This is a genomic window from Paraburkholderia guartelaensis (genome assembly GCF_004353905.1).
Lineage (GTDB): Bacteria > Pseudomonadota > Gammaproteobacteria > Burkholderiales > Burkholderiaceae > Paraburkholderia > Paraburkholderia guartelaensis.
In genome coordinates, this window is sequence record NZ_SMOD01000001.1 from 125,394 (window position 1) to 146,283 (window position 20,890).

Here is a 20,890-nt window from a genome sequence, read left to right on the forward strand (position 1 = left end):
AACGCATGAACTATACGGAGACAATCGGCGCGCGCACCTACCGCTTCGCGGACCTCAAGACATTGCTCGCCAAAGCCAGCCCGCTGCGCTCCGGCGACCAGCTCGCGGGCGTCGCAGCGGCGAGCGAAGAGGAGCGCGTGGCCGCGAAAATGGCGCTCGCCGCGGTGCCGCTCAAGGTGTTTCTTTCCGAAGCGCTCGTGCCTTATGAAGACGACGAGGTCACGCGTCTTATCGTCGACGATCACGACGCAGCCGCGTTCGCAGCCGTTGCGCACCTCACCGTAGGCGACTTTCGCGATTGGCTGCTTTCCGGCGCGGCAACGACCGAAGCGCTTGAACGCCTGGCGCCGGGCCTCACGCCCGAGATGGTCGCGGCGGTGTCGAAGCTCATGCGCAATCAGGACCTGATCGCCGTGGCGAAAAAGCGCTCCGTGGTCACGCGCTTTCGCAACACCGTGGGGCTGCCGGGCCGCATGTCGGTGCGCTTGCAGCCGAACCATCCCACCGACGACGTGAAGGGCATTGCCGCCTCGATGCTCGACGGCTTGATGTATGGCTGCGGCGACGCGATGATCGGCATCAATCCCGCAACGGACAGCCTGGCGGCCATCGTGAAGCTGCTCGCGATGATCGACGGCTTTCGCGAGCGCTACCGCGTGCCCACGCAGTCCTGCGTGCTCACGCATGTCACCAACACGATCGCGGCGATCGAAAAGGGCGCCCCTGTCGATCTCGTGTTCCAGTCGATAGCGGGCACGGAAAAGGCGAACGCGAGCTTCGGCATTTCGCTGGCGCTATTGCAGGAGGCGCGCGAGGCGGCGCTCTCGCTCAAGCGCGGCACGGTCGGCAACAACCTCATGTACTTCGAGACGGGGCAGGGCAGCGCGCTGTCGGCGAACGCGCACTACGGCGTGGACCAGCAAACCTGTGAAGTGCGCGCCTATGCGGTCGCGCGCAAGTTCGAGCCGTTTCTCGTCAATACGGTGGTCGGTTTCATCGGCCCTGAATATTTGTACGATGGAAAGCAGATCATTCGCGCGGGTCTCGAAGATCACTTCTGCGGCAAGCTGCTGGGCGTGCCCATGGGTTGCGACATCTGCTATACGAACCACGCCGAAGCCGATCAGGACGACATGGACACGCTGCTCACGTTGCTGGGCGCGGCCGGCATCAACTTCATCATGGGCGTTCCGGGCGCTGACGACGTGATGCTCAACTACCAGAGCACCTCGTTTCACGATGCGCTGTACGTGCGCGATCTGCTCGGGCTGCGCCGCGCGCCTGAGTTCGAGGAGTGGCTGGAAACCATGGAGATCGTCGACGCGAAAGGCGCGCTCCTGCCAGGTTCCGCGCGCGTGCCGCTGCTCGCGGGCGCGCACGAATGGATGGGGATCGACGCATGAGCGACGCCGTCGAAAAGAACCCGTGGGGAGGTCTCAAGGCTTTCACGAACGCGCGCATCGCGCTTGGGCGCGCGGGCAACGGCTTGCCCACGGCGCCGCTGCTCGCGTTCAATCTCTCGCACGCGCAGGCGCGCGACGCCGTGCATCATCCGCTCGACGCCGAAGCCTTGCGGCGCACGCTCGAAGCCGAAGGGTTCGCCACGCTCGGCGTGGAAAGCGCGGCGCCGGACCGTCAGCATTATTTGCGCAGGCCGGACCTGGGGCGGCGCTTGTCGGAGGCGAGCCGGGCAGCGTTGGCCGAAGCGGCGGGTTCGGCCAGCGCTGCGCGTGACGAGCCGCCCGAAGTCGTGTTCGTGATCGGCGACGGCCTTTCGGCGATCGCTGCCGCGAAACAGGCCGCGCCGTTGCTCCTCGCAGTGCGTGCGCGCCTTGCGGACTGGCGCATCGGCCCAGTGGTGGTCGCGCGCCAGGCACGCGTGGCGCTCGGCGACGAGATTGGCGAGCTGCTGGGCGCGAAGCTCGTGGCCATGCTGATTGGCGAGCGGCCTGGGCTGAGTTCGCCAGACAGCCTCGGCGTCTATCTGACCTACGCGCCGAAGGTGGGCTGCCATGACGCGCAGCGCAACTGCATCTCGAACGTGCGTCCCGAAGGGTTGCCGTATGAAGCGGCTGCGCACAAGCTCCATTACCTCCTCACGCATGCGCGGCGGCTCGGGCTGACCGGCGTCGGACTGAAGGACGATAGCGATGCGACGCTGCCGGGAGTCGGAGCGGCTGGGCAGATCACGTCTGCTTGAGGGTCCACACGCGCTGGCGCGGGCCGCATCCGCCGCACCCGCTAAGGCATGCGACGCACCGCCCCGGTGCCGCCGCCTGTGCAGGGATTGAGCACTCTTCTCATCGCCATTGCGCCGCCGTGGAGCAGCGCGGCACCTGGCACTGCCGTTTGGCATAGTGTTCTCGCTGGCCCGACTCTTGCGTCATTCGACGATCGATCGAAGCAAGCGCGTGCTGGGAGGCAACCATGAATGAAACGGCGGAGCGGACCGAAGCCACGGCCGGGCAAGCGCAATACAACGCGCCTGGCAGCCGCACCGTGGTGAGCGTGGCGCACGACGCCGACGAACAGGCGCGCAACCTCGTGGGCTGGCGGCAGACCTACGACCAGCTCGCGGCGGGCCGCTTCGTCGGCACGCTCACGGAGCTGCCGCTCGACACCATGAAGGTGTTTCGCGAGACCACGAGCCATACGCTGCGCCAGGCGTGCGAAGTGCGCGGCGACGCCTGGTGGTTCGGCATACCGGTTGCGCGCGAAGGCGAGGCGCGTATCGACGCGCAGCCCTTCGGCGCGCAGGCGTTTGCGCTGCGCCCGGGCAACGTCGAGTTCGAGCTGCTCACACCGGCGCAATTTTCGATCTACGGCGTGGTCGTGCGCGGCGACGTGCTGCGCCACTACGCGGCCACGGTCGAGCGTACGGCGCTCGAGGAACGTCTCACGGGTGCGCCTGTCGTGCAGTCGGGCGCTGCGTGCATCGAGCGCCTTTGCGCACGGCTCGCAAGGTGTCTCGACGATGGCGGCCATGCGCATGAGAACATGCCGGACGCGCCGCTTTCGGACGCCGAGCGCGGTGCATTGCAGGCGGAAGTGCTCGCTGCGCTATTCGACGCCTGCGCAGGCACCGAGGATGCGGTTGCCGAGCCTGCATCGCGGCGCCGCTGGATCGTGGCGCAGGCGCGCGATTACGTGCTCGCGCATCGCGCGCGGCCGGTCGGTGTGCCGGAGCTATGCGAGCAGTTGCACGTGAGCCGGCGTACGCTTCAGTACTGCTTTCAGGACGTGCTTGGCATGGCGCCCGCAACCTACCTGCGAGCGCTGCGCCTGAACGGCGCTCGCCGCGACCTGTGCGGGCGCGCGGCGGGTTCGGTGCAGGACGTTGCGGCTGCCTGGGGCTTCTGGCATCTGAGCCAGTTCGCCACCGACTACCGGCGCATGTTCGGCATGCGGCCTTCGGAGGCATTGCGCGCGGTGGCAATGCCTTGAATTCCCGGACGAGAATATGCACCCATTCACCATTGATGACAGAGGGAACGTTCTTCGCTACTTCGATTTATATTCCGGCACGAATCCCTCCGAGCCGCTTCTGTTGATTCATGGTTTGGGTTGTGCGTCCAGCAGTGATTACCCACCGGTAGTAGGCTCGAATTCTTACGCAAAACGCAGATCGCTCCTCGTCGATCTCATGGGAGCGGGGTTCAGCGATAAACCAGAGGACGGCAAATATGATTCGGACGCCCAGGCGAATGTCCTCTCAAACCTTGTGACTAGGGAGCGCTTCACGCAGGTCGATATCTTCGGCCATAGCGCCGGCGCGTTCATCGCGCTGAAACTCGCAAAATGTTTGCCGATCCAGGTGGGTAGCGTGATTCTATGTGCGCCCGGTCTGAACGAGTACGGCAAAGCGATGTTGTCGGAAATCACGTCGATGTCCGAGGCGCAATTCGCAACCGTTGGTTTTTCGCAGCTTCTGGCGCAGTTGAAAGCCGCGGGCGGCAACGACGCATGGCTGGGACCATTTTCCGTCGCATCGCCTTATGCCATTTACCAATGGGCAAAATCCGCGCTGGACGATAACGCGCAAAACTGGCTCGAAGATCTCGCCAGGCTGAGTTCGAAAAAAGGGGTGATTCTTGCTGATACGGCGGCGAGTGAAGAAATCACCCAATTCGAGCAAGCCGGCTGCACCGTTGAACTCGTTGCCAATACCGAGCACATGATGGCGTACGACAATCCGGATGGCCTCGCGCTCGCCATCAGCAATCTTCTTTGAGCCGGCACTTGAGAAGCCGGCTGCGCCTCACCGGCCTGCCGGTTTAGTGGTTCACCAGTTGCTTGTGATAGAACGTTGTGCCGCAAAGTGCGCCGTCCGGCATCAGCGCGTAGTTCGGCACGGCGCCCACACGCACCCATCCCGCACGCACATAGAGCCGTTCGGCCGCGCCGCCCGTCACGGTGTCGAGCACGAGCACCGACTTTCCGGCTTGCCGTGCCGCCTCGTCGATCGCGAGCATGAGGCGCAGCCCCACACCGTGCCCGCGTGCGTCGCGATGCACCAGCACCTTGGCGACGTCGGCGCGATGCGGCTGATTTTCCGGTTGCGCCGTCACGAGCTGCGCCGTACCCACGATGCGCTGCTGCAGGTCTTCAGCCGCGAGCAGAATGCGTTCGCCGCGCGCGACGTCTTGCGCCACTTCGCGCCAGAACGCGAGCGCCGTCTCGCGCGAAATCGGCAGCATGAAGCTCACCGAGGCGCCACCCTCCACGCAGTCGATGAGTACGTCCGCAAGCGCGGGCGCGCAGGCTTGCGCCTGTTCGGCGGTCAGGCGGCGTACCTTGATGGCTTCGCTCATGTGAATGTGAACCCGTCAGTCAGTTAGTGGTCCTGCAGAGCGCGACGACGTAGCGCGCCGGCTCGCTCGTGGGATTGCGATAAACGATAGGGCAGTCGAGGCGCATCGCGAGGCAATCGCCGGTTTCGAGCCGCCACACGCGCTCGCCCACCGTCATCTCCATCACCCCTTCCATCACCCAAACCTGCTGATAGATCTCCGCGTCGCGCAGGCTCGTGTCGTAGGCCACGCGCTGGCCAGGCGGGAAGTGCACTTCCACGAGCTGGATGGGCGACCATGCGGGCGGCGAGAGGTTGCGGCGCACATAGCCCGACTCGGGGTCGGTCCATACCGCTTGATCGCGGGCCGCGGCGTGCGGGGAAGGGGCCTGCCGCGCATCGTCGCCTGGCGCCTCGAACAGCGACGCAAGCGCAACGCCAAGCGCCGTGGCGAGCTTGTCGAGCACGATGGCTGTGGGGCTGCTTTCCCCGCGTTCGATGAGCGAAATATTCGAGCGGCTTACCGAACTGCGCTCGGCCAGCGCTTCGAGCGACCAGCCTTTGGCGTCGCGCAGTTCGCGCAGACGGCGGGCGATGTTGGTGTGGATATCCATGGTGTCCAGTTTAATGGATTTATCCATCCAGTAAACTAGATTGTGCGATTGCACATATAAAAGTTTATGCGCATCAAGTTTGTCGCAGGCGTGCGACAGGTGATGCTGCCCTGATATCCCGGTTAGCCGACACGCAAACGTTTGCGTGATCCTGGGCGGTTGAAACCTTGATTTTCGTCAATTGCCGGCCTCCGGCCCGCTGTTAGTTTCCCGCTATCTCACAAAGACATCGCAGGGCGGTTCGGGGCGCAACATGCAACACCACACGCTGGACCTGGAAATCGGTCAGCTTCTTTCAGGGCCGCCGCTTGCCTGCGGGCCCGACGTGCCGATACGCGAAGCCGCGCGCATGATGAGCGAACGGCGCTATAGCGCCATCGTGATCACCGAAATGGGGCGGCCCGTCGGCATCTGGACCGAGCACGACGCGCTCGCGCTGGGCGAAGACGCCGCCGCGCTCGCGCTGCCCATCCGCCATGCCATGAGCCATCCGGTGCGGGCGCTGCCGGCGAGCACGCGTCTGCGCGACGCCGCCCTGCGCTTCAAGCGCGAGGGCATTCGCCATTGTCTCGTGGTGGATCAGTCGGGCCGCTCGCTCGGCATCGTCACGCAAACCGACCTGGTCATGAACCAGGGCCTCGAGTGCTTCCTGCGGCTGAAGACAGTCGGATCGGTCAACGCGGCGATGCCGCTCGTGGTCGACGCGCGCATGTCCATGCACGAGGCCATGCAGCGCATGCGAGCGCGGCGTCTGAGCGCGCTCGTCGTGAACTATTCCGACGGCGACTTCGGCATCGTGACCGAGCGCGACGTGGTGCGCCTCGCTGCCGACGGCGCGCTCGACGGCATGGTCGGCGCGCGTGCGAGCCGGCCGCTGCGCTCGCTCGCGCATTCGCAAAGCCTCTTTGCTGCGCGCCAGTATCTCGTCGAACACCGCATGCGCCACGTTGGCGTGATCGGCGAAGACGGAACGCTCACGGGGCTGCTCGACCTCTCGCATATCCTGCACGACATCGAAGACGGCTTCGTGCGCGAGTTGCAGATGGCGCTGCGCGAGCGCGATGACGCGCTGCTCGCCTCGCGCGCGAACCTGCGCCTTGCCGACCAGGTCGTGGAGTCGACGCTCGATGGCGTGATGATCACCGACCTCGACGGCACCATCGAACGCGTGAACCCCGCTTTTACGCGGCTCACGGGCTATACGGAGCACGAGGCGCTGGGGCGCAATGCGAGCCTGCTCAACTCGGGCCGCCAGGGCGCGGCGTTCTACAGCGCGCTCTGGCGCAGTCTGCAGCAAAACGGCCACTGGAAGGGCGAAATCTGGAACCGCCGCAAGGATGGCGCGCTTTACCTGGAATACCTGACGATTTCCAGCATCTGCGACCCGGGCGGCCGCTGCACGCATTACGCCGCGATCTTCGCGGACATCACGCAGCGCCGCGAGACCGAGGAGCGCCTGAGCTACCTCGCGACCCATGACGCCTTGACCGGTCTGCCCAATCGCACGCTCTTCACCGAGCGCCTCACGCTTTCGCTCGCGCGCGCACGTCGTTCGGGCAAGCGCGTCGCGGTGATGTTCCTCGACCTCGACCGCTTCAAGCTCATCAACGACACGATGGGCCACGGCGTGGGCGACGAGGCGCTCACCGTGATCGCCGCGCGTCTGCGCGAAGCGGTGCGCGAGACCGATACCGTGGCGCGCCTCGGCGGCGACGAGTTCACACTGCTGATCGAAGATATCGAAGACATTCGGCATGTCGGCCAGATCGCCCAGGGGCTGCTCGTGCGCGTGGGCGCCGCGATGCACATCGGCGAGCAACTGCTGTTCGTCACGCCCAGCATCGGCATCAGCATGTATCCAGACGATGCGCGCGACCCGCGGCAACTGCTCATGCAGGCTGACCGTGCGATGTACGAGGCCAAGGACGCGGGCAAGAACAATTTCCGCTTCTTCGCCACGCCGATGACGTCCTCGGCAATGGAGCGCATCGTGCTCGAAAGCGAGCTGCACCACGCGCTAGAAGCCGGCGAACTCGTGCTCCACTATCAGCCCGAATTCGATGTGGCGAGCGGGGCGCTCGTCAATATCGAGGCGCTCGTGCGCTGGCAGCACCCGCGCCGCGGGCTCGTGCCGCCCGACCAGTTCATCCCGATTGCCGAGGAATCCTCATTGATCGTGCCGCTCGGTGCGTGGGTGTTGCGCGAGGCTTGCAGGCAGGCGCGCGAGTGGCTCGACGAGGGCTTCGACTTCGGCCGTATCAGCGTGAATCTTTCGGCGCGGCAATGCCTGCATGACGGCTTTCTGCATCAGCTCACGACCATACTCAGCGAAACGGGCCTGCCAGCCACGCGCCTGCAACTCGAACTCGTGGAGAGCATGGCGATGACGTCGGGCCGGGGTGGCATCGAAGCGTTGCTGCAAGAACTCGCCGCGCGCGGCATCAGCCTCGCGATCGACGACTTCGGCACGGGGTATTCGTCGTTCAAGTATCTGCAGTCCTTGCCGGTCGACACGCTCAAGGTGGACCGTTCGTTCCTCGCGGACATGGCCGAGCTGGGGCCGGGCTTGTCGCCGCGTGTGAAGAAAAGCGCCGCGCGAGACCGCTCGATCGTGCGCGCGATCGTCGCGATGGCGCGCTCGCTCGGCGTCACGGTGGTGGCCGAGGGCGTCGAGACGCCGCGGCAACTCGAGTTCCTGCGCGAGATCGGCTGCGACCGCGCACAAGGCTTCCTGCTGGCGCGTCCCGCGCCGGCTGAATTGATGCCACGCGCGCGCGAAGCGTGCGTGGCCGGCTGAAGACCACCTTTTCTTTTCCCCTTTAGCCGAAGTATCCGGAGAATCCCGTGAGCACCAGTGACGAGATGCTGTTGAACTCGATGACCGCGCTAGTGAGTGCGCATGGCAAGGCCATCTCGCGCTTCGGCGCGAGTGTGGTGGTGATGACGAAGTTCGTCGAGGCAGTGCTGCCGCAATTGTCCACGGCGCAGATCGAACGCACGATCCTTGCGTTTCGCGCGCAGCTCGGCGAAGCGATGGCCGTGGCCGACGACGTGCGGTTGCCCGGCGAATACCGCGCCACGCTGATCGAACAGGCGAACATGCTGCTGGCCCGGCTGGGCAGCGATGCTGTCCCCACCACGTTGAGGACTTGAAGCGGGAATTAGGCAATGCGTAATCTGACGATTCGAAAAGGGCTGCTGCTCGTGCTCTGCACGTTCGCGGCGATGCTGGTGGTGGGGGCAGCGGTAGGTGTCCTGATGATTGGCCGCGCCGACGATTCGGCGCGTTTCATCCACGAAGTCGCGCGCCAGGACGCGCTCGCACTCGCCTTGCGCGAGGACGCGGCGCTCGCGCAAACGGCGCTGGCGCGTGCTTATCAGGCCGAGAAGGAGAAAGGCGCCGCCGAAGCACAACAGCGCGCGCAGCAGGAAGCACGCGATCTCCTCGATCAGGCCGCGAAGCACAGCACCGCGCTGCGCGAGAGCGCGCCGTTCGATGCCGATGCGGCCCAGCAGCGCGACGCCTTGCTCGGCGCGTGGAGCGCGCTCGCTCAGGCGCTGCAGCGCGCGGCCACGGTGCTCGAATCCGGCGACACGGCAACCTATGCCACGCTTGCCGCCGGGGATGTCGCCAATGCGAATACGCAGTTTTCGGCCAGCGTGGCCGCATTGCGCGCGAACGCCGATGCTGCCACGCGCGCGACGCTCGACCAGTCCGAGCGTGAGCACAACTGGGTGATGGCGATGGTGGCGGTGGGCCTGCTGGGCGCGCTGGCGCTCGTCGTCGCGACCCATATGGCGTTGCGCCGCCTCGTTACGGCGCCGCTCAAAGAGGCGGTGGAAGTGCTGAATCAGATCGCCGCGAACGATCTCTCGGTTCACATCGAAGGTGGCGGGCGCAACGAAATCGGCCAGTTGCTCGGCGCGATGCGGCGCATGCAGGGAGGCCTGAGCCACACGGTGCGTAGCGTGCGATCGAGCTGCGATGCGATCAACACGGGCGCACGCGAAATCGCCGCGGGCAATCTCGATCTGTCGAGCCGCACGGAACAGCAGTCTGCGTCGCTCGAGCAGACGGCGTCGAGCATGGAGCAGCTCACGTCGAGCGTGCGCCAGAACGCCCAGCATGCGAACGCCGCGAGCGCGCTCGCCATGGGAGCAGCGGATGTCGCGCAGCGCGGCGGGCGCGTGGTCGAGCAGGTGATCGACACGATGGAGGAGATCAGCCGCAGCTCGGGCAAGATCGCGGACATCACGGGCATCATCGACGGCATTGCGTTTCAGACCAATATTCTCGCGCTCAACGCTTCGGTCGAGGCCGCACGCGCGGGCGAGCAGGGACGAGGCTTCGCCGTCGTCGCGGGCGAGGTGCGCATGCTCGCGCAGCGCAGCGCCTCCGCGGCGCGCGAGATCAAGTCGCTGATCGACGCCTCCGTGCACGACGTGCGCAACGGCCGCTCGCTCGTGGGCGAGGCGGGCGCGACGATGGCCGAGATCGTCGCTTCGGTGGACAAGGTGTCGGGCCTCATGAAGGAGATCGCCTCGGCCACCGTGGAGCAGAGCGCCGGCATCGAGCAGGTCGAGACCGCGGTGAGCCAGATGGATCAGGTCACGCAGCAGAACGCGGCGCTCGTGGAAGAGGCGGCGGCTGCCGCCGAATCGCTCGAGCAGCAGGCGAGCCAGATGGCCGAGGCCGTGGCGACGTTCCGCGTGAGCGAGACGGAGGACACGTTGCCAGTGGTGCCGCCCGTCACACCGATGGCGGTTGCGCACGAGGAAAGCGCGCTGCTAGCCGCCGCATGAAGGGCTAACGCCAGGCCTGCGTGAATTCGCCGATCACGCGTGCGAGATGCGCCTGCATCGCCGCACGCGCGGCGGCCGCGTCGCGCGCCATGATGGCCGAGAAAATGCGCTGATGGTCTTCCTGCGAAGCCGCGCGCAACGCGGGCGTATGGAAGTGCTCCTCGATCTTTTGCCACAACGGGTCGGCGCGCGAGTTGTCCCACATCGCGCTCACCACGTGCCGCAGCATGTCGTTTCCGGTCGCGCCCGCAATCGCCAGATGGAACTCGCGGTCGGCGGCCTCGTTTGCGGCCTTGTCGTCCATGTTTTCGCGCATCGTGCGCAACGCGGCAAAGATGCGATCGAGGTCCGAATCCTTGCGTTCGGTCGCGGCGAGCGCCGCGATGCCGCTTTCGATCACTTCCCGCGCGCGCAGCGTCTCGATCGGGCCCGGCCCGCGTGGCAGTTCGAACGCGATGGAGCGTGCCTCCTGCGCGTCGGCCACATAGATGCCCGACCCCACGCGCACCTCGACCACGCCCTGGACTTCGAGCGCGATGATCGCCTCTCTGACCTGTGTGCGGCTCACGCCGAAACGCTCGGCGAGCGTGCGCTCGGAGGGCAGGCGGCCGCGAGGCGCGCCCGGTGCGCGCCCGACGTCGCCCGCCGCGATCAGGTCGTAGATCTGTTTCGCGAGGCCGACGTAGGAGCGGTCGGTTGCGTCCGCATCGGCGGCACGACCGGTTGGCGTGTGCGAAAGATCGGCCATCCAGGATTCTCGAAAGCATGGAAGCCGCCGGGAGGCGGCTGAAGTTCGCCAGAATGGTACACCAGTTGCCGCGCAATCAAGCCTAGGGATGGCGCGGGTTTCCGCCCGCTTGCAGGCCAATCGGGCCCGCGCCGGGTCCAGTGGTAAACCACTATCGCGCGCGGATTGGTATGCCAGTACTGTCAGACGGGGAGGCGTTCACGCATGCCCGTCGTTTTGCTTCGAGGGGACGCCTTTGAAGAGGTCATTCCGCTGGTCCGGCGCGTCCGTTCCAGTCCCGCTGCAGCACATCCAGCAAGATTCCCTGCGTCACGCACACGGTGTCGGCCATTCCCGACGAGCCCGTTGCGCCGGCTTTCAGTAAGTTCTATCCGACAAAAAGGAGACAACATGCTTTCAGGAATCCACGTGCTTCGAGCGGCGGCGACCGCGGCAATGGCGTTGTGCGCGAGCGCGGCATTCGCGCAGGCATCGATCGTTTCCGGTCCGTCCAGCGACCCCACCTGCATGGTCCCCTGGAAGACCGACACGAAATTCATCAAGTATCCGAAGAAGAGCGGGCCGTATCGCGTTGCGCTCGTGAATGGCTATATCGCGAACACCTGGCGAATCCAGATGATCAAGACGGCCAAGGCCTATACGGCGGAACCGGCCGTCGCCGCCAAGCTCAAGGAGTTCAAGGTCGTCTCGACGGGCGAGGACGTGCCCGCGCAGATCTCGGCCGTCAACAACTTCATCGACGCCGGCTACGACGCGATCATCGTCGACGCGCAGAATCCCGCCTCGTTCGGACCCGCGATCCGCCGCGCGAAGAAAGCCGGCGTCGTGCTGGTCGCGTTCGACAATACGCTCGACAGCGAAGACGCGATCAACGTGGACGTCGACCAGTACGGGCTTGGCGTGCTGTGGGCCAAGTGGCTCGCGACTCATGTGCCCAACGGCGGCAAGGTGCTGGAAGTCCGCGGCGTGGCCGGCACCTCGGTCGACACCGATCGGCACAATGGCTTCACGAAGACCCTCGACGAGACCGGCAAGAAGTGGAACGTCGTGCAGGTCTACGGCAAGTGGGACGACGCGGTCGCGCAGAAGGCCACCGCCGACGCCATCGCCGTGCAGGGCCATTTCGACGGCATTTCGGCGCAGGGCGGCGACACGGGGGTGGTGCGCGCGATGATCGATGCGAAACATCCGTTCGTGCCGTTCGGCGGCGAGACGGAGAACGGCTTTCGCAAGTTCTGCGCGCAGTACGGCGCCCAGGGTCTGAAGTGCACGTCGGCGGGCACCGGTCCCGCGCAGGTGGCCGTGGCGATCAAGACGGCGCTCGCGGCGCTCGATGGACAGACCATTCCCGTGGCGATCAAGCTGCCGCTGGACGTCACCGACGATTCGATGCTGAAGGCGGGCGTCAACTATTTCCCGAACGAGTCGGACAACTTCTTCGTGGGCAACTCGTTTCCCACTTGCGGCATCAACTTCTCCGCTCAGGCAATCATGAAGCAGAGCCAGGGCAACCAGTGACCGCGTGATTGCCGCGTGACGTGACGGGAGGCGAAGCATGCAGCAGGGTGGAGAGCAGCCGTTCTTTCAGATGTCTGGAGTGTCGAAGAGCTACGGCGGCGCCGTCGCGCTGGATCACGCGGAACTCGCGGTGCGAAAGGGCCGCATTCACGCGATCCTCGGCGAGAACGGCGCGGGCAAATCCACGCTGCTGAAGGTGATGTCCGGCGTGGTGCAGCCGGACGAGGGTGTGATGCACCTCGATGGCCGTAAAGTCTCGTTCGCCTCGCCCGCCGAGGCGAACGCGGCCGGCATTGTCTGCGTGTATCAGGAGCTTTCGCTGATCCCCGACCTGAGCGTGGCCGACAACATCTTCGCTTCGAACCCGCCGCGCCGCTTCGGCATGATCGACCGCCGTGCCCAGCGCCGCCAGGCCGAGGAAGCGCTCGCTCGCGCGGGCGCGGCCGACATCAATCCGCTTGCGAAAGTGCGCGATCTGCCGCTGTCGCGCCAGCAGATGGTCGAGCTGGCCAAGGGGCTCGCGCACGAACCGCGCATCCTGATCCTCGACGAGGCCACGTCGGCGCTGACCGCCGCCGACGTGGCGCGCGTGATCGAGGTGCTCAAGCGCCTGCGCGAAGAGGGGCTCGCACTGCTTTTCATTTCGCACCGCATGCACGAGGTGAAGGCGCTCGCGGACGAATGCACGGTGTATCGCAATGGCCGTCACGTGATGAGCTTCGAGGCGGGCACGCGAACGGACAATGAGGTCATCGAAATGATGATCGGGCGGAAGTACCAGCATGTCTTCCCCGACAAACCCGCGGAAAAGGCCGAGCGCCCACCGGTGCTCGCCTGTCACGATCTCGCGTGGAGCGACACGCTGCAGGGCATCAGCTTTTCGCTGCAGCCCGGTGAAATTCTCGGGCTGGGCGGTCTCGACGGGCAAGGGCAGCGCGAACTGTTGCTCGCGCTGTTCGGCGTGCTGCGCGGCTGCGCGGGCAAGATCGAGATCGACGGCAAGGCGGTGTCGATCGGCAGCCCCGTTGCCGCGCGCGCAAAGGGAATCGGTATGGCGCTGATACCGGAGGACCGCAAGACCGAAGGCTTGATGCTGCCGATGTCAGTGCGCGAGAACCTCTCGTTTGCCGCGCTCGACCGCATGTCGACCGCAGGCGTAATCGATCGCAATCGCCAGCAGTCCTTCGTTGACCGAATGATGGAGCTTCTCGCGATCAAGTCGCACGGCGTCGACGCGCCCGTGGGCTCGCTGTCGGGCGGCAACCAGCAGAAGGTGGTGATCGCGAAGTGGCTGATGCGCAAGCCCAGAATCCTGCTGCTCAGCGACCCGACGCGCGGCATCGACGTCGGTACCAAGCAGGAGCTTTATCAGCTGCTCAGGCGCCTCGCCGACGAAGGCGCCGCGATCCTGTTCTATTCGACCGACTACGACGAGCTGATCGGCTGCTGCGACCGCGTACTCGTACTTTACGAAGGCCGGATCAAGAAGGAACTCGTCGGGCCGGCGATCACCGAACAGAACCTGATCGCCAGCGCACTGGACCTGCCGGTTGGACAAGTCGGACAGGTTGCGCAGGGTTCGCCTTCCACGGGAGTCGCGCCATGAGCGGGCTGCGTTACTGGTATGCGGAAAATCGCGGAACGGTGTTCGCGTTCGGCCTGTTCGTGCTGATGTTCGCGATTTACCTCATCAACTATCCGTCGAGCTTATCGGCGAACGTGTTTCAGACCGCGGCGAACAAGGCGGTGCTGCTCGCGCTGGTGTCGATGGGGCAGGCGCTCGTCGTGCTCACGGCCGGCATCGACCTCTCTATCGGCATGATGCTCGTGCTGACGAATTGCATCGGCTCGTGGATCGTCACGGGTGACGCGCTGCACAGCGCGCTCGGCATCGTTGGCGTGCTCGCGGCGGGCGCGTTGTGCGGCGCGCTCAACGGCGTGATCATCATTTTTGGCCGTCTGCAGCCGATCGTGACGACGATCGCGACAGGCGCTGTGTATTACGGGCTGGCGCTGCTGCTGCGCCCCGTGCCCGGCGGCACGATCAACGAAGATCTCGCCGACGCCCTGACCGGCAAGGTCGCGGGTGTCGTGCCGGCGAGTCTGCTGATCCTGATCGTGACCGTGGTGATCGTCTGGATTCCTTTCAAACGCTCGGCGGTGGGCCGCGCGGCGTATGCGACCGGCTCGTCCGAACCTGCGGCCTTCCTCTCCGGCATGCCGATTCGCCGCGCCAAGTTCGCGAGCTATACGCTGGCGGGCCTGCTCGCCGCAATAGGCGGCCTGTTCCTGACCTTCTTCACCGACACCGGCGAAGCGAGCCTCGGCAGCGCGAACTCGTACACGCTCTTTTCGATTGCCGCCGTGGTGATCGGCGGCGTGTCGCTGCTCGGTGGCAAGGGCAGCGCGATTGGCGCGATCTTCGGCGCGTTTGCATTTCGCTCCATCGGCGACCTGCTGTTCGTGTTCAACGTCGACGCGCTCTGGCAGCCGCTATTCCAAGGCGTGATTCTCCTGCTCGCTGTCGCGATCGGCGCGTGCGGGCTATTCAGGGTGCGCAACCGTCTGGAGTGGTTCCAATGAGCGGCGTCTCTGCAAGCACCCGCACCACCTTTGTGTCGCGGCTCACGCGCAGGATCGACAAGCCGATCCTGATTTCGTTCGGATGCATCGTTGCGCTGCTGCTCGTCGGCGGGATGTATTCGCGCAACTTCACGTCGCCGGAATACATCCTGCTGCAGCTGAAGGTTGGCGCTTTTCTCGGCATCATCGCGACCGGCTTGATGATGGTGATTCTGCTCGGCCACATCGACCTCTCCTTGCCATGGACGATCACGGTGGGCGCGATGATGGCCTGTGCCGTCGCCGGGCATGGCGAACTCGGGCAGATTCTCGCGATTCCGGTCGGCATCGGCTGCGGCGTGCTCATCGGCATCGTCAACGGGATTCTCGTCGCACTCCTGCGCATTCCTTCGATGATCGCGACGCTCGCGACCAACGCGGTCGCGCAGGGCATCATGATCGTCTATACGGGCGGCTCGTCGCCGCAGGATTCCGCGCCGCACGTCATGCGCTGGCTCGCCGCGGGCTGGCTCTTGCCCGGCGTGCCGAATGCCGTGGCGCTGTGGGTCGTGATCGGGGCCGCGACGATGTTCCTGCTCTCGCGCACGACCTTCGGCCGCACGCTATACGCGATCGGCAACACCGAGCGCGCGGCGTATCTTTCCGGCATCGATACGCGGCTCGTGACGGTGGCCGCGTTCGCCGTGTGCAGCGCCTTCGCCGCGTTCGGCGGCGTGCTGCTCGCGGGTTATGCGTCGAAGGCGGCGCAGTCGATGGGCGACGCTTACCTGCTGCCCGCCATCGCGGCGGTGGTGCTGGGTGGCACCTCCATTCTGGGCGGCCGCGGATCGTACCTTGGCACGGTCGCCGGCGCGATCCTCATCACGCTGCTGCAGTCCATTCTCTCGGTCGCGCAGATGCCGGAGGCCGGGCGGCAGATCATATACGGCGTGGTGATCGCGGCCATGCTGCTGCTATACGGGCGCAGCAAGCGGGAAGTGTAGGGTGCGGGGAGCGAGCCCCCGCTTCACTCAATCCATCTAATCGAACGAGAACGTCACTGCGCGATGCGATAGCGCGGCGCGGGCGTGTTGCTCGACAGCTGCGTGGACATCGTCCGGCGAGCCGTCTCGAACGCGTTCCATTGCTCCACGTCGTGCAGCGAAGGAATCGTCACGGTTTCACCGCGCTCGAAGCCGGTGAGGGCGGCGCTCACCATGTCCTGCGCGGACATCACGATCGCGCTGTCGAGATGTTCGAGCGGCAGGCCGCCCGTCTCCCAGAACTCCGTGGCCGTGGCGCCGGGCAGCACCGCCTGTACGCGGATGCCCTTGCCCGCCAGTTCGTGATGCAACGACTGGCTGAACGCGAGCACGAAGGCCTTGGTGCCGCCATACACGCCGTTGAGGATCTCGGGTGCGATGCTCACGATGGAGGCGATGTTGATGATCGCCCCCTGGCCGCGCGCGACGAAACCCGGCACTGCAGCATACGTGAGCCGTGTGAGCGCGGTGACGTTCAGCTCGATCATGCGCGTCATGTAATCGACGTCGCTCTCCACGAGCGGCGTGTGCGTGCCGATGCCCGCGTTGTTCACGAGCAGCGTGAGGCTGGCGTCGTCGCGCAGGCGCGCTTCGATGGCGGCGAGATCGTGACGGTCGTTGAGATCGGCGGCGAGCACTTCCACGTCGCGCCGGGTTTCGCTCGTGATGCGTTCAGCGAGCGCGGCGAGCCGGTCGCGATTGCGCGCGACGAGCACGAGGTCGTAGCCCTGGCGTGCGAGTTCCACGGCGTAGACGGCGCCGATGCCAGACGATGCGCCGGTGACGAGCGCGGTGCCACGATGAGTTTGCTGGGTCATGATTGCATTCCTTTGGGTAGCGGCGCGAGTGGTTAGGTAACGTGCAAGTGGCGCTGCTGTGAATGCATTCTGGCCGCGATTGACCGTGGCGCAAATGACGTATATGGTCGTGTTTCAGGACATGCAGCGACAGGAGCAGGACATGCACCGCATCGGCTACCTTTTGAGCGACGGATTCCAGGTGATGGCGCTCGCGACGCAAAGCGTTTTCGAATACGCGAACATGATGGCCGGCTCGTCGTTCTACGCGATCGAGAACTATTCGGTGGAGGGTGGCGCGGTGCGTTCGTCGCTTGGCATGAGCGTGGAGACGCTGCGCACGCCCGCGCCCGCGCGCAGCCGGGTGGACACCTGGATCGTGGCGGGCGTGAACGACCCGCGTACCGTGGACGCGGAGCCCGCGGTGCTGGCGTTCCTGCGCCGCGCGAGCGGCCGTGCGCGGCGAGTGGCGGGCATCTGCACGGGCGGTTTCGTGCTGGCCGAGGCGGGCCTGCTCGACGGCCGCCGCGCCACCATGCACTGGTACTACGCGCGCGATCTGCAGCAGCGCTTTCCTGAAGTGCGTGTGGAAGACGACCGCATCTATATCGTCGACGGGCCGGTCTGGACGTCGGCGGGCATGACGGCGGGGCTCGATCTGGCGCTTGCCATGGTCGAGCGTGACCTCGGCGCGGAGGTGGCGCGCTCGGTTGCGCACAACCTCGTCATGCATCAGCGGCGCTCGGGCGGCCAGTCGCAGCATTCCGAAATGCTCGCGCTCGCGCCGAAATCGGACCGCATTCAGAACGCGCTCGACTACGCGCGCCGCAATCTGAGCAGTGCGCTCACGGTGGAACAGCTTGCAGAGGCCGTGCACCTGAGCCCGCGCCAGTTCAGCCGCGTGTTCACGGCGGAAACGGGGCAGTCGCCCGCGCGCGCCGTAGAGGGCCTGCGCCTCGAGGCGGCGCGGCTCATGATCGAGCAGAGCACGCATCCGCTCGATGTCATCGCACGCGAGACCGGCTTTCGCGACCGGCGGCACATGCGCGAGGCGTTCGTGCGCGGCTTCGGTGTGCCGCCGCAGGCGGTGCGGCGCGAGGTGCGTGCGGGAGCGTAGACGCAAAAGCGCGACTACGAATTCGCTTTTGCGGTGCGTTTGGCCTTTGCGGTGACAGCGCCGAAGTGCGCGCGATATTGCTGCGGCGTGGTGCCCAGCTTGCGCTTGAATGCCACGCGCAAATGGTCGGCGTCGCGCATGCCGCATCGAAAGGCCACTGTTTTCAACGGCGCCGTGCTGTTTTCCAGCATCACGCGCGCCGCGTCGATGCGTGCGCTTTCGACGAATTCGGCGGGCGTCACGCTGGTGTCGCGCACGAAGATTCTCGCGAAGTTACGCTTGCTCATCTTCGCGACGCCGGCGAGCACTTCCACACCCAAATCTTCATTCAAATGCCCGAGCACATACTGCTGCACCTGGGCGATGGGCGACGTCGCCTCCGCGTAGGGCGTGAGATACGGGCTGAACTGCGACTGGCCGCCCGCGCGCTGCACGAACACCACGAGCCGTCTCGCCACCTGCAGCGCGATTTCCGGGCCGTGATCCTGAGCCAGCAGATACAGCGAGAGATCGATGCCCGCCGTCACACCCGCGGAGGTGTAGAGATTGCCGTCCTGAATGAAGATGCGGTCGAATTCGACGTTCGCAGTGGGGCACATCGCGGCGAGCGCGGCCGCGTCGTTCCAGTGTGTCGTCACCGTGCGTCCGTCGAGCAAGCCTGCGCGCCCCAGCGTCAGCGCGCCGTTGCAGATGGAGCCGAAACGCCGGGCGCGCGCGCTGGCTTCGCGCAACCATGCGTGCGCCGCATCGGGAAGCGGCTGCTCAACGAGCGACGGTCCACCAGCTACGAGCAGCAAATCGTAGTGGCCGCCTGCTTCGTTGAAGTGCCGGTCCGCACCGATGCGCACTCCGCTGGAACAGCGCACGGTGTCGCGTTCCGTTGCGATCAGTTCGAGCTGGTATTGCGCCTCGGGCGGCAGCAGGCGATTGGCCTCCGAGAAGACGTCGGTGGGCCCGAACACGTCGAGTGCCTGGACGCCTGGGAAGACGAGAAGCGCAACGGTCAGCATCGTTTTGGAAGAGGAGCGGAGTCAGGGGTCGGAGGCTCGCTAGCGTCGCGCGAGAATATGCGCGCCTGCACTGCGCGGCAGCAGCACGCTGTCGACCACGCCCAGCGCCGCGAGCGCCGTGATGAACCAGAACGCGAGATGGAAGTCGGCGGCGCTCGCAGTGCCCGCATGGGTGCCGCGCAGCGCCTCGGCAACCGAAAGCGCCAGCGCGCCCACGGCGATCCCCATGCCGGCGTTCATCTGCTGCAGCACGGAGAAGAGCGTCGTCGCGTCGCGCATCTGCGCCTGGGGCACGTCGGCGAAACCAATGGTGTTCAGCGCGGTGAACTGCATCGAGCGCACGAGGCCGCTGAAGAACAGCAACGCGGCCACGACGACGCGTGGCGTATCGGCCCCGAGCAGCGTGAAGCCCGCGAAGCCGAGCGCGACCAGCGTGCCGTTGCCGATCAGCACGGTGCGAAAGCCGAAGCGGTTCATGACCCACGTGGTGCCCGGCTTCATGCACAGATTGCCGGCGAACAGCCATAGCAGCAGCGCGCCCGACGCCACGGCGCTCCATCCGAACGCCACCTGGAACATGAGTGGCAGCAGAAACGGCGCGGTGCCGATGGCCGTGCGAAACAGCGAGCCGCCGAACACGGTCACGCGAAACGTGTTGATCTTCACGGGCGCGAGATCGAACAGCGGATGCGGCACGCGCCGCAAATGCACGACGGCCGCCGCCAACAGCGCAATGCCCGCTACGCAGGTGCCAATCGACACGGGCGCAGTGACGTCGGAGCGGCTCGCCATCTCGATGCCGCTCATGATGAACGCGAAGCCGAGGCCGCTCAGCACGAAGCCGAAGGTGTCGAAACGCCGGGGTTGCGTGTGCTCGTCGCGCAGGAGCAGCAGGGCGGCCACGAGCGCGGCCACGCCGAGCGGCAGGTTGAGCAGGAAGATCCAGTGCCAGCTCCAGTGCGTGCTGATCCAGCCGCCGAGTGGCGGCCCGAGAATCGGCGCGACCAGCGCGGGCCAGGTCAGGATCGCAATGGCGCGCACGATCTCGTGCTTCGGCGTGTCGCGCAGCACGACGAGCCGGCCTACCGGCACCATCATCGCACCGCCCAGCCCTTGCAGCACGCGCGCGGCGGTGAAGGCGAACAGGCCCGTGCTCAGCGCGCACAACAGCGAGGCCACGCTGAACACCGTGATGGCCGTGGCGAACACGCGCCGCGCGCCGAAGCGCTCGGCGAACCAGCCGCTCACGGGGATGAACATCGTCAGCGCGACGAGGTAAGCGGAGACGCCGATCGAGAGATACGCGGGCGCCGTGTGAAAGTCGCGCGCGATGATGGGCAGCGAGGTGGTGATGACGGTGGCGTCGAGGTTCTCCATGAAGAACGTTGCGGCCACAAGGAATGCGACGGCGGTGCGGCGATCGAGGGCGTGCGGCATCAGGCGTGTTCCAGGATTTTCCGGGCGTGATTCTTCGTGGGCCGCCGGATTCGGCGCGGAGTGTCCCTCATTCTACTGAAGTTGGCCCCTCTTCCGCTGGCACGGTCCCTGCATGATCTGGATGGACCATGCGATATCCATCGCGAAGGGAGGTCGATACGATGAGCAACCAGTCCGACGAGTCCGAACATCCCGAACAGCCCGACGATGCACCGGAACCGCGCGGCACGGATCTGCCCAAGCCAATTGGGGACGCTGTGCCTGCACCCACCGAGCCGGGTCTCGATCAGCCGTTGCCACCCAAGACTTTGCCAACCGAGGAGGCGGCCGAGGACCCAGGCGAGAAAGATCGGGCGCCGAACAACGACATTTCCAGGCCGCTGGGCGACGCGGTGCCCACGCCGGTCGAGCCCGGCCTCAACCAGCCTCTGCCGCCTAAAAAGCACTAGCGA

General features: G+C 65.8%; 19 protein-coding genes. 13 read left to right on the plus strand and 6 right to left on the minus strand.

Going from position 1 to position 20,890, the window contains the following annotated elements; translation table 11 throughout:
• Positions 1 to 5 precede the first annotated feature (5 nt).
• The 4 genes from E1N52_RS00555 (at position 6) to E1N52_RS00570 (ending at position 4,231) form a co-directional block, all read left to right on the plus strand.
• Positions 6 to 1,403, plus strand: coding sequence for an ethanolamine ammonia-lyase subunit EutB (locus E1N52_RS00555; protein WP_133179208.1), 1,398 nt, complete (start codon positions 6 to 8; stop codon positions 1,401 to 1,403).
• A complete protein-coding gene (gene eutC, locus E1N52_RS00560; RefSeq protein WP_133179210.1) occupies positions 1,400 to 2,200 on the plus strand; it encodes an ethanolamine ammonia-lyase subunit EutC in 801 nt (266 codons plus the stop codon). The genes E1N52_RS00555 and eutC overlap by 4 nt, the downstream gene beginning before the upstream one ends.
• Positions 2,201 to 2,427: 227 nt before the next feature.
• Entirely contained in the window at positions 2,428 to 3,444 is a 1,017-nt protein-coding gene (locus tag E1N52_RS00565) for a helix-turn-helix domain-containing protein (RefSeq protein WP_133179212.1), read from the plus strand.
• 16 nt (positions 3,445 to 3,460) lie between these two features.
• Positions 3,461 to 4,231, plus strand: coding sequence for an alpha/beta fold hydrolase (locus tag E1N52_RS00570; protein WP_133179214.1), 771 nt, complete (start codon positions 3,461 to 3,463; stop codon positions 4,229 to 4,231).
• A gap of 43 nt (positions 4,232 to 4,274) precedes the next feature.
• On the opposite strand, the gene E1N52_RS00575 is transcribed toward E1N52_RS00570, so the two are convergent.
• Both E1N52_RS00575 and E1N52_RS00580 read right to left on the minus strand, forming a co-directional pair.
• Positions 4,275 to 4,811 (minus strand): GNAT family N-acetyltransferase, encoded by a 537-nt coding sequence (locus tag E1N52_RS00575; RefSeq protein ID WP_133179216.1) that lies wholly within the window; start codon positions 4,809 to 4,811, stop codon positions 4,275 to 4,277.
• Between the two features lie 19 nt (positions 4,812 to 4,830).
• A complete protein-coding gene (locus E1N52_RS00580; RefSeq protein ID WP_133179218.1) occupies positions 4,831 to 5,403 on the minus strand; it encodes a helix-turn-helix domain-containing protein in 573 nt (190 codons plus the stop codon).
• Positions 5,404 to 5,656: 253 nt separating this feature from the next.
• Here E1N52_RS00580 and E1N52_RS00585 point away from each other — a divergent pair, with 253 nt between their 5' ends.
• From E1N52_RS00585 to E1N52_RS00595, 3 genes are read left to right on the plus strand one after another with little or no spacing between them, the layout of a single operon-like run.
• Complete coding sequence (locus tag E1N52_RS00585) at positions 5,657 to 8,200, plus strand: EAL domain-containing protein (protein ID WP_133179220.1); 2,544 nt, start codon at positions 5,657 to 5,659, stop codon at positions 8,198 to 8,200.
• Between the two features lie 47 nt (positions 8,201 to 8,247).
• Positions 8,248 to 8,556, plus strand: coding sequence for a hypothetical protein (locus E1N52_RS00590; RefSeq protein ID WP_133179222.1), 309 nt, complete (start codon positions 8,248 to 8,250; stop codon positions 8,554 to 8,556).
• Positions 8,557 to 8,571: 15 nt separating this feature from the next.
• On the plus strand, positions 8,572 to 10,206 hold the full coding sequence (locus E1N52_RS00595) for a methyl-accepting chemotaxis protein (RefSeq protein ID WP_133179224.1): 1,635 nt from the start codon (positions 8,572 to 8,574) through the stop codon (positions 10,204 to 10,206).
• A gap of 4 nt (positions 10,207 to 10,210) precedes the next feature.
• On the opposite strand, the gene E1N52_RS00600 is transcribed toward E1N52_RS00595, so the two are convergent.
• Entirely contained in the window at positions 10,211 to 10,954 is a 744-nt protein-coding gene (locus tag E1N52_RS00600) for a FadR/GntR family transcriptional regulator (RefSeq protein ID WP_133179226.1), read from the minus strand.
• A 390-nt stretch (positions 10,955 to 11,344) separates the two neighbouring features.
• Here E1N52_RS00600 and E1N52_RS00605 point away from each other — a divergent pair, with 390 nt between their 5' ends.
• The 4 genes from E1N52_RS00605 to E1N52_RS00620 are packed head-to-tail and all read left to right on the plus strand — an operon-like array spanning position 11,345 to position 16,038.
• Positions 11,345 to 12,472 (plus strand): sugar ABC transporter substrate-binding protein, encoded by a 1,128-nt coding sequence (locus E1N52_RS00605; protein ID WP_133179228.1) that lies wholly within the window; start codon positions 11,345 to 11,347, stop codon positions 12,470 to 12,472.
• A gap of 37 nt (positions 12,473 to 12,509) precedes the next feature.
• Positions 12,510 to 14,078 carry a sugar ABC transporter ATP-binding protein gene (locus E1N52_RS00610; protein WP_133179230.1) on the plus strand — a complete coding sequence of 523 codons (1,569 nt, stop codon included), beginning with the start codon at positions 12,510 to 12,512 and terminating at the stop codon, positions 14,076 to 14,078.
• The gene (locus E1N52_RS00615) at positions 14,075 to 15,055 is read left to right on the plus strand and encodes an ABC transporter permease (RefSeq protein ID WP_133179232.1); all 981 of its coding nucleotides are present in this window, start codon (positions 14,075 to 14,077) and stop codon (positions 15,053 to 15,055) included. The genes E1N52_RS00610 and E1N52_RS00615 overlap by 4 nt, the downstream gene beginning before the upstream one ends.
• On the plus strand, positions 15,052 to 16,038 hold the full coding sequence (locus tag E1N52_RS00620; protein WP_133179233.1) for an ABC transporter permease: 987 nt from the start codon (positions 15,052 to 15,054) through the stop codon (positions 16,036 to 16,038). Before E1N52_RS00615 ends, E1N52_RS00620 begins: the two co-directional genes overlap by 4 nt.
• 53 nt (positions 16,039 to 16,091) lie before the next feature.
• Here E1N52_RS00620 and E1N52_RS00625 read toward each other — a convergent pair whose 3' ends face one another.
• Entirely contained in the window at positions 16,092 to 16,895 is an 804-nt protein-coding gene (locus E1N52_RS00625; protein WP_133179235.1) for an SDR family NAD(P)-dependent oxidoreductase, read from the minus strand.
• Between the two features lie 142 nt (positions 16,896 to 17,037).
• Between E1N52_RS00625 and E1N52_RS00630 the strand changes: the two genes are divergently transcribed.
• Positions 17,038 to 17,991, plus strand: a complete 954-nt coding sequence (locus E1N52_RS00630) for a GlxA family transcriptional regulator (RefSeq protein ID WP_133179769.1) — start codon at positions 17,038 to 17,040, stop codon at positions 17,989 to 17,991.
• A 14-nt stretch (positions 17,992 to 18,005) separates the two neighbouring features.
• Here E1N52_RS00630 and E1N52_RS00635 read toward each other — a convergent pair whose 3' ends face one another.
• Positions 18,006 to 19,001 (minus strand): GlxA family transcriptional regulator, encoded by a 996-nt coding sequence (locus E1N52_RS00635; RefSeq protein ID WP_133179237.1) that lies wholly within the window; start codon positions 18,999 to 19,001, stop codon positions 18,006 to 18,008.
• A gap of 39 nt (positions 19,002 to 19,040) precedes the next feature.
• The gene (locus E1N52_RS00640) at positions 19,041 to 20,438 is read right to left on the minus strand and encodes an MFS transporter (protein ID WP_133179239.1); all 1,398 of its coding nucleotides are present in this window, start codon (positions 20,436 to 20,438) and stop codon (positions 19,041 to 19,043) included.
• A gap of 161 nt (positions 20,439 to 20,599) precedes the next feature.
• Between E1N52_RS00640 and E1N52_RS00645 the strand changes: the two genes are divergently transcribed.
• A complete protein-coding gene (locus E1N52_RS00645) occupies positions 20,600 to 20,887 on the plus strand; it encodes a hypothetical protein (protein ID WP_205965557.1) in 288 nt (95 codons plus the stop codon).
• Positions 20,888 to 20,890: the final 3 nt, after the last annotated feature.